12 protein-coding genes are annotated in these 14,033 nt (G+C 46.2%); 8 read left to right on the top strand and 4 right to left on the bottom strand.

Annotated elements, in window-relative coordinates; genetic code table 11:
* Positions 1–24 precede the first annotated feature (24 nt).
* Complete coding sequence (locus tag FG11_RS02020; RefSeq protein WP_020183973.1) at positions 25–213, top strand: hypothetical protein; 189 nt, start codon at positions 25–27, stop codon at positions 211–213.
* Between the two features lie 89 nt (positions 214–302).
* A complete protein-coding gene (locus FG11_RS02025; protein ID WP_047532814.1) occupies positions 303–2,441 on the top strand; it encodes a TonB-dependent siderophore receptor in 2,139 nt (712 codons plus the stop codon).
* A 79-nt stretch (positions 2,442–2,520) separates the two neighbouring features.
* Here FG11_RS02025 and FG11_RS02030 read toward each other — a convergent pair whose 3' ends face one another.
* From FG11_RS02030 to FG11_RS02045, 4 genes are read right to left on the bottom strand one after another with little or no spacing between them, the layout of a single operon-like run.
* Positions 2,521–3,744, bottom strand: coding sequence for an ABC transporter permease (locus tag FG11_RS02030; protein WP_020183975.1), 1,224 nt, complete (start codon positions 3,742–3,744; stop codon positions 2,521–2,523).
* Positions 3,737–4,471, bottom strand: coding sequence for an ABC transporter ATP-binding protein (locus FG11_RS02035; protein ID WP_025223872.1), 735 nt, complete (start codon positions 4,469–4,471; stop codon positions 3,737–3,739). Before FG11_RS02035 ends, FG11_RS02030 begins: the two co-directional genes overlap by 8 nt.
* Positions 4,472–4,487: 16 nt before the next feature.
* Positions 4,488–5,768, bottom strand: coding sequence for an efflux RND transporter periplasmic adaptor subunit (locus FG11_RS02040; protein ID WP_020183977.1), 1,281 nt, complete (start codon positions 5,766–5,768; stop codon positions 4,488–4,490).
* A gap of 30 nt (positions 5,769–5,798) precedes the next feature.
* Positions 5,799–7,277 (bottom strand): TolC family protein, encoded by a 1,479-nt coding sequence (locus FG11_RS02045; protein ID WP_052185062.1) that lies wholly within the window; start codon positions 7,275–7,277, stop codon positions 5,799–5,801.
* 370 nt (positions 7,278–7,647) lie between these two features.
* Here FG11_RS02045 and FG11_RS02050 point away from each other — a divergent pair, with 370 nt between their 5' ends.
* The 6 genes from FG11_RS02050 (at position 7,648) to FG11_RS02075 (ending at position 14,031) form a co-directional block, all read left to right on the top strand.
* Positions 7,648–9,978 carry a catecholate siderophore receptor Fiu gene (locus tag FG11_RS02050; protein WP_047532816.1) on the top strand — a complete coding sequence of 777 codons (2,331 nt, stop codon included), beginning with the start codon at positions 7,648–7,650 and terminating at the stop codon, positions 9,976–9,978.
* Between the two features lie 73 nt (positions 9,979–10,051).
* Complete coding sequence (locus FG11_RS02055) at positions 10,052–10,729, top strand: Fe2+-dependent dioxygenase (RefSeq protein WP_047532818.1); 678 nt, start codon at positions 10,052–10,054, stop codon at positions 10,727–10,729.
* Positions 10,729–11,835 (top strand): alpha-hydroxy acid oxidase, encoded by a 1,107-nt coding sequence (locus FG11_RS02060; RefSeq protein WP_047532819.1) that lies wholly within the window; start codon positions 10,729–10,731, stop codon positions 11,833–11,835. The genes FG11_RS02055 and FG11_RS02060 overlap by 1 nt, the downstream gene beginning before the upstream one ends.
* A gap of 169 nt (positions 11,836–12,004) precedes the next feature.
* Entirely contained in the window at positions 12,005–12,631 is a 627-nt protein-coding gene (locus FG11_RS02065) for a PepSY-associated TM helix domain-containing protein (protein WP_047532820.1), read from the top strand.
* A gap of 36 nt (positions 12,632–12,667) precedes the next feature.
* Positions 12,668–13,198, top strand: a complete 531-nt coding sequence (locus tag FG11_RS02070) for a DUF2271 domain-containing protein (RefSeq protein WP_020183983.1) — start codon at positions 12,668–12,670, stop codon at positions 13,196–13,198.
* A gap of 32 nt (positions 13,199–13,230) precedes the next feature.
* Complete coding sequence (locus FG11_RS02075; protein ID WP_047532822.1) at positions 13,231–14,031, top strand: DUF4198 domain-containing protein; 801 nt, start codon at positions 13,231–13,233, stop codon at positions 14,029–14,031.
* The last annotated feature ends 2 nt before the right edge of the window (positions 14,032–14,033 follow it).

Below are 14,033 nucleotides of genomic sequence, written 5' to 3' on the forward strand. Positions count from 1 at the left end.
ATCAAGCGCAGATAGAAACTCAATATGCCCGCTAAAACCTTGATGCAAATCTTTATATGGCCAATCGTCTTGGGTGTGCTGACGATGGTTGGTCTGGTCGTGACATTGCTACTAGAAGGCGGTGTGCTTGAGCTGATTTCCATCGGCGCATTAGGCGTACCCGTCATTGTCATGGTCTATATGTATTATTTTCGTGATGTGATTCGACATTAACTCAGCTTAAATATTCACTAGCCAGCTAACGCATTTCTCGCCTGTAGCCAGCCAAAAAAACTTACTTTTTTGAACTACAGGGGAATCAAATGCAACATGCTTTGCGCGGAAAAACCGTGCGTCAACACATTATCCTTGCCGCAGTGATCGCGGTATTACCTTATCTAGCGCATGCGGAAGATGAACTGCCGGAAGTCGAGGTGAAATCTAAGGCAGTTCAGCCAGATCAGCCATCTGAAAAAACAAAATCCTATAGCGTAAAGTCAACGGCAACGGCAACACGCTTAGATACCTCGATACGTGAGACGCCACAATCCATTTCTGTCATCACCCGTCAAGAGTTAGATGATTTTCGTATCCTCTCAGTGAACGAAGCTTTGTCTTACGCAACAGGTATTAAAGTGGAACAGTTTGAAACTGACCGTACCGAATACACCGCGCGCGGTTTGAACATTACCAGTTTTCAAATAGATGGCCTCAATTCTCCGATTAGCTTTAGTGGCACCAACTATGGTGATTTGGATGTGGCTGTGTTTGACCGCATTGAAGTGTTGCGCGGTGCCAATGGCTTGGTAGCGGGCACGGGTAATCCTTCTGCCACCATTAACTTTGTACGTAAACGCGCAACAAAAGACTTTCAAGCCAAAGTGGATGTATCAGCCGGTTCTTGGGATAACAGACGCTTAGATGCAGATGTTTCATCGGCACTGAATGCTGATGGTAGCGTGCGTGGGCGGTTAGTAGGCGCGTACCAAAATAGGAACTCTTACCTTGACCGCTACAGCACAGAAAGAAATGTGGTGTATGGTGTCATTGAAGCAGATTTAAGCGATAGCACCAGTGTGGCGATTGGTCACACTTATCAGAAAAATGATTCCAGCGGAAATAACTTTGGCAGCCTGCCATTGCTCTACACCGATGGCAGTAAGCGCCATTACAAAGTGTCTGATTCCCCAGCGACAGATTGGGCCTACATGAAAGTGGATACCAATGTGAGCTTTGCCGAGTTGACTCATTATTTTAATAATGACTGGCAAGTGAAAGGGCAATTAACGTACAAAGATACGGGATCTGAAGGCCGTTATAACTATATTGACGGTTTCGAAGACCGTGCTACTGGCTTGGGTACTTATACAAGCTACCCTTACATTTACAGCTTTGCGACCAAAGACCACGTTGCTGATATATACGCCAATGGACCTTTTGAGCTAGCAGGCCGTAAGCACGAGCTAGTGGTGGGCGCTACCTGGAGTAAGTCGTATATGAAGGAGTACTCACGCATAGGGGACACAATAGGTAATATCTCTGTGGTGAGCTTTGATGACTTAGGCAATTTTCCGATGCCAAATTTTGGGCCTAAGAGTAAAGATTCCGACTACCAGAGTACCACTACCAATCTCTATACAGCGGCTAAGCTTAACCCAACAGATGCTTTAAAAGTGACTGTGGGTGGTAGTTTGCTGAGTTACAAATTAGATGGCGTTGCTTATGGCACAGACCAAGCTGCTAAGGAAAACAATAAGTTCACGCCATACCTTGGGGCTGTTTTAGATTTGAGTAACACAATTTCCTTGTATGCGAGCTACGCAGGTATTTACAAGCCGCAAGTGGAAAAAGGCGTTAACCTTAAACCATTAGCCCCGTTAAAAGGCAAAAACTATGAAGCGGGTATTAAGAGTGAGTGGTTCAATAAAAAATTGAATAGCTCATTTGCGCTGTTTAGAACCGAGCAAGAGAATCAAGCTCAGGCTGTGGGCACAAATGGCACCATCACAACCTATGAAGGCATTCAGGCTACCACCAAAGGCTATGAGTTTGATGTGTCTGGCGAGTTGACAGATAACTTAAATATCAATGCTGGTTATACGCGTTTGATGAGTGTTAAGGGCGATCACGATCAAAATGTAAATCCATTTGTCCCGAGACATCTCGTTCATGTAACGACTGTTTACACAGTGCCGTCTATTGAAAACCTGAAAGTTGGCGCGAGCTTAAACTGGCAGAGCGATACTCACGTGGATATTGGCACTGTGCGCTATGAGCAAGATAGCTATGCAACGCTTAATTTAATGGCCAATTATAAAATTGACGAGCATTGGAGCGCAGCAGTTAACCTGTACAACGTCACTGATGAAAAATATTTATCTAGCATGCGGTATGCGTATGCTGGACAAGCCTTTTATGCAGCGCCGTTTAGTGGCTTAGCAACAGTGACTTGGAAGTATTAAACTTTGAAATATAAGTAGTAGTGTAGTAACAAAAAAACCCAGCTTATGGCTGGGTTTTTTATTGCATCGCTGGTCTGCTTTACTGATAACGTAACGCTTCAATCGGGTTGAGCATCGCAGCTTTTTTGGCTGGATAGAAGCCAAAGAACACGCCAATGCTGGCGGCTACGCTAAACGCGATGATGACCGAATTGCTGGAGACAATCACCTCAGCTTGCGTGAAGGTGCTGACCAGTAAGGCACCCGCCACACCAATGGCAATCCCAATCAAACAGCCGACAATCGAAATCACAATCGCTTCTAATAAGAACTGCATCAAAATGTCACGTTGACGTGCGCCAATTGCCATGCGGATGCCAATCTCACGCGTACGCTCGGTTACCGATACCAGCATGATATTCATGATGCCGATGCCGCCAACTAGTAATGAGACTGAGGCGATTGCACCTAATAGTAGTGACATGGTGCGCGTGGTTTCCGCGGCAGAGTTGGCAATGGCCGTGAGGTTTCGCACTGAGAAATCGCTATCGGCACCTTCACGTATGTTATGACGCTGATTCAGCAAACTATTCAGACCTTCTTCCACCATGACCATGGCTTTGTCAGACTCTGCCTGCACGATGATTTGACGTACGCTACCTGGCAATTGATTGCCGAATAACTTACGTTGCGCAGTGGTCAGTGGCACAATAATCGTGTCATCCTGATCGCGGCCATCTAACGTTTGGCCTTTGCTGCTTAGCACGCCAAGCACCACAAAAGGGCTTTGCTTGATACGAATAGTTTTGCCAACAGGGTCAATGTCTTCGCCAAAAATATTGTCGGCCACTGTTTTACCAATCAGTGCAACACGTGTAGCAGAGCGTATGTCGGAATCTGAAAACGCATAGCCATCGGTCAAATCCCATGAGCGTACGTCCAAATAGCTAGGCGTGGTACCGATGATATCGGTATTCCAGTTGTTGCTGCCAAACACAATTTGCGCTTTACCCATAGTGACCGGGGCTACGCCTAGCACACCACTTAAATCCACAATGGCATTGGCATCTTTGACGTTAAGCGAAGGTGCATTACCGGTGGCTGAACGTGCGCCGCCCATATTGGGTGGCCCTGAAAGTACAACAAAAAGATTGCTACCCATAGCGTTGATGGAACGTTTGACCGAAGCTTCTGCACCTTGACCAATCGCCATCATCAATACGACGGCGCCCACACCAATCACCATGCCGAGCATGGTTAAAAAAGTGCGCAAGCGGTTTGCGCCCATGGCGTGCCATGCTTCTCCTAACATGGCGCTAAACATGATCAATCTCCTGTGGGTCTAATGTATCTGGTGTAGGGCGCTCTGTAAGGGTGTCTTCGACAATTTTGCCATCCAGAAATCGCACTTGGCGTTTAGCGTGTTCAGCAATATCTGTTTCATGCGTGACTAACACGATGGTGATGCCTTCTTTATTTAACTCGCCAAATAGCGCCATAATTTCTTCACTGGTTACGCTGTCTAAGTTACCTGTTGGTTCATCGGCAAGAATCAATCTTGGGTTATTCACCAACGCACGCGCAATCGCCACGCGCTGTTGTTGGCCGCCAGAAATTTGGTTGGGACGCGAGTTAATGTGTTTGCCTAAGCCCACTTTTTCTAAAAGCACTTTTGCTCTTCTATGCCGCTCAGGTTTTTCGATGCCTGAGTACACCAACGGCAAAGCAACGTTATCTAATAAGCTGGAGCGTGCCAGCAAATTAAAGCCCTGAAACACAAAGCCAATGGTTTTATTACGCACACCAGCCACTGCATTTTCTTCCATGGTAGCAACCGGGTGACCATCTAATACATATTGTCCTTTGGTTGGTTTATCCAAACAGCCCAGAATATTCATAAAGGTGGATTTACCCGAGCCTGATGGGCCCATGATGGCGACATAATCGCCGCTATCAATACGTAAATTGACATCTTTAAGGACGGGGAAAGGTCCTGCAGCTGTTTGATAGTCTTTAAACAGATGACTAACTTCAATCACACTTTTTTGCATGGCGACTCTATCTAACCTAGAACATTCTTGGTGCGCGCATACTGCCGCCAGCTTGGGGTTGTCCATTGGCTTGCAATTCGCCGACAATCACTTTGTCACCTACCGCTAAATCGCGCGCAGTAATTGCAGTAGAGCGGCCATCTGTGATACCAATATTGACTCTCACACGTGTTGGTTTGCCATCTCTTAACACATAAATTTTGCCAGCGCTTAAATCTTCGGATTTGTTTCTGTTCCTGCCGCCGCCATTTCTTCTTCTTTCGCCACCTTTACCGCCTTCAGCCCTGCCACCCTCAGCTCTGTTGCCTTCAGCTTTGCTACCTTCACCTTGGCCAGCTTCTTGTTTTTTGTCACCATTCGCACTGGCACTTTCATCAACTTTTGGTTTATAGCGCAATGCCGCATTTGGCACTAATAGTGATTGCTCTGCCTTGGAGACCGCAATATTCACATAAGCGGTCATGCCAGGCAGCAATGTTAAATCACTATTATCTACAGATACGACCACGTTGTAAGTGACCACATTTGAAGTGTTGGTTGAGTTTAAACGTACTTGTTTGACGGTGCCTTCGAAATTACGGTTAGGGAAAGCATCCACATTAAATTTAACTGCTTGACCGTCTTTGATTTTGCCAATGTCTGCTTCGGCAAAGCTGGTATCAATCTGCATTTTTGCTAAATCTTGTGCAATTTGAATCAATGTTGGCGTTTGGAAACTTGCCGCAACAGTTTGTCCAACATCTACCACACGATTCACTACAATGCCTGAAACAGGTGAGCGAATAATCGTAAAGTTCAGGTTGGTTTGATCACGTGCCAATAGCCCGCGCGCACTGTCTAGCTGCGCTTTGGCTGATTTGAGTACCTGTACTGCGGTGTCTAATTCTTGTTTGGATACAAATTCTTGTGAGTATAACTCTCGAATTCGTTTCTCATTGGCAATAGCCAGCTCAACGGAGGCTTGATTGTTACGCACGCTACTTTGTGATTGCGTGATTTGCGCGTTAAACAGTGCACTATCGAGCTCAAGCAGTATTTGGTCTTTCTCTACTCTATCGTTAAAGTCTACATACAGCTTTCTCACGATGCCTGAGATTTGTGTACCTACGCTCACCAAGCTTACAGGGTTAAGTGTGCCGTTGGCTGAAACTGTTTGTTCAATATCACCGCGGGTGACCTCATCTAATCTATATAAATCTTCAGGTTTTACCTGATGCGATTTTTGATAGAAGTAATAAGCACCGGCAGCGATTGCGAGTAACAGGACAAGTGGGATAATTTTCTTAAGTATTTTCATAGACGCTTAGTTCGTACAATTAAGTGAGATTTATTGAGATAGTTGAGTAGTGTTCGTTGCAGGCAATGATTGAATCATTGCATTATCAAGTGCGCCCATGGCTTGCGCCAAAGTGGCACGTGCAATATTGGCATTCAGTGTCGCCTGAATTTTTTGTTGCCGGGCAGTGGCAAGTGCACTTTGCGCATTCAGCGTATCAATAATATTACCTACACCCGCTTTATAACGCCCCAACGCAACGCGATAAGATTGCTCGGCGCTGCTCACCAATACTTCGGTAGCGGTTACAGACTGTAGCGAGGTCCGCAGATTCTGATAGGCAGTCCACACATCCAGCGAGATTTGTAACTTCAATCGATCGCGCTGTGCAGCACGCAAGTCAGCCGTGGCCTCCGCAGCACGGATACGGTAGGTGGGTGCATAGCCATTGAATAGAGGAATAGATACGGTGAGGCCCAATGTAGAGTTATTGCTGGACGAAAGACTTGAGCCATCCTGCAGGTTATTGGACATTGACACTGAAATGGTTGGCTTAGCCGCTGCTTTGCTTGCGTCGATACTTGCTTGCGCTGCTTTGAGTTGTGCCTCACTTGCAATCAAATCTGGCCGACGCGCCCCCGCTTGTTCAATCAATGTGCTCACATCTTCAAGAATATTTTGTGGCGCATTGACCAAGCCGCTGGCCAATGTAATTTTTTGATTGGCAGGCAAGCCCATGACATTGGCTAGGCTGCCGTAAGCTGTCTGTAGATTACCTTCATTGGTAATGCGCGCGAGCGTAAGTTGTGCATAAGCAGTCTGTGCTTGCAGCTTGTCCGCAGGGGTGGAGACGCCAGCCTTGTAGCGTGCTTCTGCTGCTTTGAAACTTTCTTCACTGGCACGCTCCACCTCGCGTGCCGCATCTAGTGCAGCAATATTGGCTTGTACCTGATAAAACGCTACAGTTGAAGCCAGCAGCACACTTTGTACGGTACTGCTCTGGCTGGCGCTTGCAGAGAGCAATAGCTGACGTGCGTTTTCTAATGTTGCATTCCTGTTGCCAAAATCGTACAGCAGATAATTAGCAACCAAGCTATTGCTTAAGTTGAGATAAGGATTGCTGCGTGTGCTGGACTCAGGTGATGAGATACCTACGCTGCTGGAAACGTTATCGCTTAATGAAGGTAGGTAAGCCGATTTTGCAATGCCTAACTGTGCGGCTTGCGCACGCGCGCTGGCCCAAATCTCACTGGTTTGCGGGTTATTGCAAAGACTCGCTTCGGTCACTTCAGTTAGCGTAATAGGCTTGCTTAGGTCTGTGCTAGTGCAAGTTGCATTGTCGGCCTGATACCCTGCTGGTATTTTGGGTAGGGCATCGATTTTGGTATTTAACGGGTCGCCGTTGCTGTACCAAATGGAACTATCAGCGTGCGCATACCCAGCAAAACAATAAAGTGTAGCAATCAGTACGAGTGCTGGTCTTTGTAAAGGTTTTGCTGCCTTGGTTTGGTTTTCTAATCGTTTAAACATGCTATTCAGTGATGGTGGATATTTTAGGTATGTATCATACATATTTCTTGCAATTGTAAATGAGAACGGTTATCATTCATCCAGTTTTTTACACAAAACACACAAAGTTTACACCGTTTAACAAGTTCGCCAATGAAGACAGTATCGCACTCTAATGGCAAGCCCACTAAATAGCGACAGTGTTGAGGCGCAGTAAGGTCTAAATGAATATGTGGTTGCGAGGCTATTATGCTTTCGCTAAGTGTGCATTAAGCATTTAAATATTTGCAGTTTTTTTTAACCACCATTTTTCAAGCAAGCCAACGGTACACCGCAACAGACGGAATGACCTCAGCCAGCCAGATACAATTTAAAACAGAGGGAAGAAACAATGAGTCATATCCGTAGTCGCAAACACAACTCCGCGCGTATCGCCGCCATGGTTGCTGCCACATTCTCTATTGCTGCAACTGCTGCTGATGAAGTCACAGAATTGCCAGAGGTGAGTGTTAAGGCGGCCAAAGAAGTGCCATTTAAAGCTGATGAGTCAGCCAATAATAAATTCACCAAACCATTGATTGATACGACACAAACGGTGCAAGTGATTAAAAAAGAATTATTGCGTGAGCAAGGTGTTTTCTCATTAACAGATGCACTGCGCAATACACCGGGTATCACAATTCAGTTGGGTGAGAACGGCAATACTTCTGCGGGTGATACTTTCTCTATGCGTGGCTTTAATGCTTCAAACCAATTGTTTTTAGATGGTATACGCGATTTGGGTGCGGTTTCACGTGATGTGTACAACTTAGAGCAAATTGAAGTGGTCAAAGGCCCATCTGGTGCGGATATCGGTCGTGGTGCAGCATCTGGTTATATTAACTTAATCAGCAAACTACCAACGCTTACCGGCAAAAACTATGCAACGATTGGTTATGGTACAGCTGACAGAAAACGCGCAACACTTGATGTAAATGAAGCAATTGGCGACTCCACTGCTGTGCGTTTAAATGTATTAGCTGCTGATGGCAATGTGCCTAAACGAGATGAAGTAGACAACCAAAACTTCTCAATCGCACCGTCCATTGGCTTTGGTTTGGGCACACCTACTCGCTTTTATCTATACTCACAACACGTTCGCCAAGACAATACCCCTGATGGTGGTATACCGACGGTTGGCAGAGATGGCTTTTACAGAGCGCCTAGTGTTACAGCGCCTGCAACTACACCAACAGCAGCACAAACTCTAGAAGCGCAGCGTATTAACGGATTGCAGAGAAAAGTGGATCGTGAGAACTACTACGGTAGCGATCGTGATTATGAAAAAGTCGATGCAGATATGATTACCGCAAAGTTTGAGCACGATCTCACTGGCAATACGACGATTCGTAATGTTACGCGTTACGGTAAAACGAATGTGGATCGCGTTGTTACAGGTATTAATGCCATAACTGCGCCTGCTGCTACAGGCACAGATCCAAACACTTGGACAATTTCTCGCTCACGCCAACGTATTGATCGCGATGACGAAATTCTTGTGAATCAAACTAGCCTGAATAGCGCATTTGATATTGGTGGCTTTAAAAACTCGTTTGTTGGTGGTTTGGAATTTATCTACGAGAACCAAAAAAGCAAAGGTTTTGGTACTAGTACGCAAACAGTTAACGGCGTAGCTTATACCGCAATCAGCAACCCAAATGCTAATTTGTACAATCCTAACGCTAATGATGTGTTGGGTATCCCTTACGCTATCCCTGGCACCAATACAGATGGTAAAACCACCACGGCTGCTATTTATGCGTTTGATACAGTAGATTTAACCGACAAATGGCAAGTAAATGCTGGTTTGCGCTATGAGCACTATAATACTAGAACGTCTGCCGGGACCATTGTAACTGCAACTAACCAAGCACAATTCCCTGGTTATGCAGTCGGTTCAATCGCTCCTTCAGGTGGTAATGCTTCTGATGATTTGTTGAGTTGGAAAACAGGTGTGTTATTTAAACCTGCTGCAAACGGTAGTATTTATGCGTCTTATGCTACGTCATATACTCCACCGGGCAGTGCAAACTTTGCGTTAACGTCTACTGCTAATAACCAAAATAACGGTGCGCTCGATCCGCAAAAAACAGACAACATTGAAATAGGTACTAAATGGGATTTGCTCAATAACCAATTGAGCGTTTCTGCTGCAGTTTTCCGTACTGAGAATGACAAGCAAACTTCATTTGATGATCAATTACGTGCTGCGCAAATTGGTAAAACGCGTGTGACTGGTGTTGAGTTAATGGCAATCGGTCAGTTGACAGAATATTGGCAATTGTCAGCTGGTATTACTAAGTTAAATGCTAAAGCATTAGATCAACAAAGTGATACGGGTTTAGATACGACGGCCGTACGTTGGACACCAGACTATAGCGCAACACTGTGGACGCAATACCAGTTCAGTGGCTTTACTATTGGTGGCGGAGCACGTTACATGGGTGAGCAAAAACGCCTAGTGACTACGCAAGATGCTGCTACACAAAATACGCCAGACATCGAATCTTATGTTGTTGCAGATGCTATGGTGGCTTACGCTGTGAATAAGAACCTTAACTTGCGCCTCAATGTGTACAACATTTTTGACAAAGAATATGTTGAGACTTTGAATAACGGCGGTTCACGCGTGCGCTTAGGTTTACCACGTTCTGGCATGCTGACTGCTGAGTTTGTATTTTAAATAAAGTAAGGTAAGCTAAACGCCCGTCAGTGTTTACTGGCGGGCTTTTTTATTGGTTAATTGCAGGAAACTTATGCTGTTACATATCCCTGAAGTGTTTACCAAAACGCAAGTGCTAGAACTACGCCGTGCCCTTGATGCGGGACCTTGGGTCGATGGCGCTAGTAGTGCCGGGCCATTGGCTGCCGAAGCAAAACATAACATGCAGTTTTCAACTGAATCCCCACATTACGCAGCGCTATCACAAACCATTATGACGGCTCTTGAACGGCAGCCATTATTCGTTTCTGCTGCTTTGCCGCAACACATACTGCCCCCCATGTTTAATCGTTATGCGGTTGGCAATACCTATGGTGATCATGTCGATAATGCGATTCAGATGGATAGGCGCACAGGTCTGCGTGTGCGTACGGATATTTCGGTGACGGTATTTTTATCGGAACCAGAAGAGTATGAAGGTGGCGAACTGATTGTTGAAGATACCTATGGTAGCCATGAAGTGAAATTGGCCGCAGGGGATGCCATTCTTTATCCGTCTTCTAGCTTGCATCGTGTTGAAAAAATTACTGCTGGTGAGCGCGTGGCTTCTTTTCTATGGGTGCAAAGCCTAGTGAGCGATGCTTGGCAGCGTAGTATGCTGTTTAATCTGGACATGACGCTGTTGAAATTGCGCAGTCAAGTGGGTAATACAGAAGAAATTGTTGCGTTAACAGGCCATTACCATAACCTCATCAGGCAATGGGCTGACTAATGGCAAGTGCACCGTTACAAGCTATTCCTGCGGATATCGTGTCTGTTGCCGACTATGAGCGGCGGGCTGTTGATCACATTGACCACGCGGCTTTGGCCTATCTGCAAGGCGGGGCTGCGGACGAATATACGATTAAAGCGAATCTTAACGCTTGGTCTAGTTATGACATTCAGCCGCGCGTATTGGCTGATGTGCGAGGTGGGCATACGCGTTGCACATTGTTTGGCGAGACGCTAGCGCATCCGATTATTCTTGCGCCGGTAGCCAGTCAGCGCTTATTCCACCCTGATGGTGAGTATGCGACCACGCTTGCTGCTGCTGTGATGCAGGGCGCTGCCGTCATATCAACCCAAGCCTCTCACTCGTTGGAAAATATTGCGAATCAAAGCCAAGGTTTGCTTTGGTTTCAACTGTATTGGCAGGGGGGGCGGGATGCAACATTGGCGTTGGTCCAACGTGCTGAGGCTGCGGGCTATCGCGCATTGGTGCTCACCGTGGATGCACCTGTTTCTGGTGCACGTAATCGAGAACAGCGTGCCGGTTTTGCTTTACCAGCTGAGATGGCTAATATCAATGTACCCCCTATTTCGTTACCGAGCGTGCCAGAAGGCAAGAGCGCCATATTTGATGGCGTGATGACAGTTGCGCCCACTTGGGAAGATGTGGCATGGCTAGTTAAACAGACCTCGTTACCTGTGTTATTCAAGGGAATTCTGCATCCTGACGATGCGAAAAGAGCGGTAGCCATAGGTGCCGCCGGCATCATTGTCTCTAATCACGGTGGCCGTGTGCTGGATGGTGTTTCCGCTACGTTAACTGCATTGCCTGTAATTGCCGCAGCTATAAATGGCGCAGTGCCTGTGCTAGTAGATGGAGGTATCCGTCGCGGTACAGATATCATGAAAGCCCGTGCTTTAGGGGCAACGGCTGTCATGATTGGCCGACCATATATCTATGCCCTTGCAACCGCTGGTGCATTAGGTGTTGCGCATCTTGTCCGCCTGTTGCGTGAGGAGCTTGAAATTGCCATGGCACTTTCTGGATGTAAAACACTGGATGATATTCACGGTGATATTTTGCGTAGAGTTACTCTCGAATCCACATAAAATCTTTAATTAACTTTACATCTAGCGAGCACTTTACGTATTGCTTTCTGATACAATGAGATTGGTTCTCATTTGCATTTGTAGCAATCCGGCACAGGCGAGCGCTTTGTGCCTTAGTTATCCATATTGCAAGTAACATTAAACTTAACGTATTCAATATCTGCCAGATATGCAAAATCAATTACATCAGAAAAATAGGGCGTTCTGGCTCAAGCATCTATATCGCTGGCATTGGATCAGCTCAGCTGCATGCCTTGTCGGCATGTTGCTGTTTGCTATTACGGGGATTACGCTTAACAACGCAACGCATATCGAATCGGTGCCTGTAGTCTCTAACAAATCAGCCACCGTGCCTCCAGCGCTGTTAAACCAGATTGAAGCTGCGCCCTCTAGTGATAAAGCCGTCTTGCCAAAGGCAACTGCTGATTGGGTGAGCAATGCGATCGGCGTTGAGTTGGCCAATGTGCCGGGTGAGTGGTCAGACGCTGAAGTCTACTTGTCATTGCCCCGCCCTGGCGGCGATGCCTGGTTGGTGATAGACCGCGCCAGTGGTGAAGTGAACTATGAGCTTACCGAACGTGGCTGGGTTTCCTATTTGAATGATTTGCATAAAGGTAGAAATACCGGAACAGCTTGGAGCTGGTTCTTAGATGTCTTTTCTGTTGCCGCGCTCGTATTCAGTATCACAGGGTTATGCATGTTGAGCATGCATGCTAATAACCGTCCATCAACATGGCCTTTGGTTGGGTTGGGTATTGTCTTGCCATTGGTGTTAGTGATTTTATTTATTCATTAAGTTGTTTATTCAATAAGTTATTAGGAGAGTTTGTAAATGCGTAATTGGGTTTCTGCACTGATTCCGGCTTTAGTGGCTGGCATGTTTGCTAATCAAGCTGGCGCGGGGGAGATTAATGTCAAAGTGACGCTGCCTCAAATCAACACGTCTGAATATCATCGTCCTTATGTGGCGATTTGGGTTGAAAAGCCTGACCAAAGTGTTCAAAAGAATTTGGCTGTTTGGTATAGCCAAAAGAAAACCGATAAAGGCGAGCAAAGCGATAAATGGCTCAAAGACTTGCGTCAGTGGTGGCGTAAAAGTGGTCGCGATCAGTCTTTGCCTATGGATGGCATCACAGGTGCTACGCGTGCGGTGGGTGAGCATGCCTTAACCTTTGTGGAAGGTAAAGAGCCATTGGCCAATCTACCTGCCGGCCAATACAACATTGCGGTGGAGTCTGCACGTGAAAAAGGTGGCCGTGAAATTGTCCGTGTGCCATTTACTTGGCCGGTGAAAAAAGCCGAAACGGTGAAAGCGGCAGGGCAGCAAGAGCTGGGCGATATTATTGTGGATCTGAAACCCTAATTTCTAAATATACATCTTTGAGGAACATAGCTATGAAACACATATACACCCTAGTATCTATAGCGCTAGCTGCAACGGCTTCTGTTGCGCATGCACATGGTGTTTGGATTGCACCATCTAGCACCGTACTTTCTGCACCACAGTTTGTGTCGTTTGACGCCGCCACATCCAGCGTTCCATTCATGATCGATCATCGCCCGCTTGTGATTGATGCCCTGAACATTATTGCGCCTGACGGCAGTAAAGTGACGCCTGTGAATGTGATGAAAGGTGAACTCCGCACCGTATTTGATGCCAAGCTAGAGCAGCAAGGTACTTATCGTTTAGAGCTGCTACGTTCTGGTTTCCGTGCAAGTTGGAAAGATGCCGAGAATAAACCTAAACGTTTTATGGGTACGGCAGAAGCATTGGCAAAAGAAGTCCCTACCGATGCAAAAGACCTGCAAGTATCTGAAACAGATAGCCGCATGGAAAACTTTGTGACCGTGGGCAAGCCGACGGCATTAAAGACAACGGGCAAAGGTCTTGAATTAGTGGTCGCTACACATCCGAATGATTTGGTGACTGGTGAGCCAGTTGAATTGACATTCTTGGTCGATGGCAAACCGACTGAAGGGGTGGAAGTTGCCATTATTCGCTCTCAGTCCCGTTATAGAAATAATACGGAAGAGAAAACCTACAAAACCGATAAAAATGGTAAGTTGAAAGTATCGTTACCGGAAGCTGGTATGTACTGGTTAGATGCTGATTTCAAAGATAACAAAGTATCGAACAAAGTAGCTAAAGAGCGCACGTTGGCGTATGTGGTTACGCTGGAAGTACTGCCACAATAAGC

The sequence above is a fragment of the Methylotenera sp. N17 genome (assembly GCF_000799155.1).
Lineage (GTDB): Bacteria > Pseudomonadota > Gammaproteobacteria > Burkholderiales > Methylophilaceae > Methylophilus.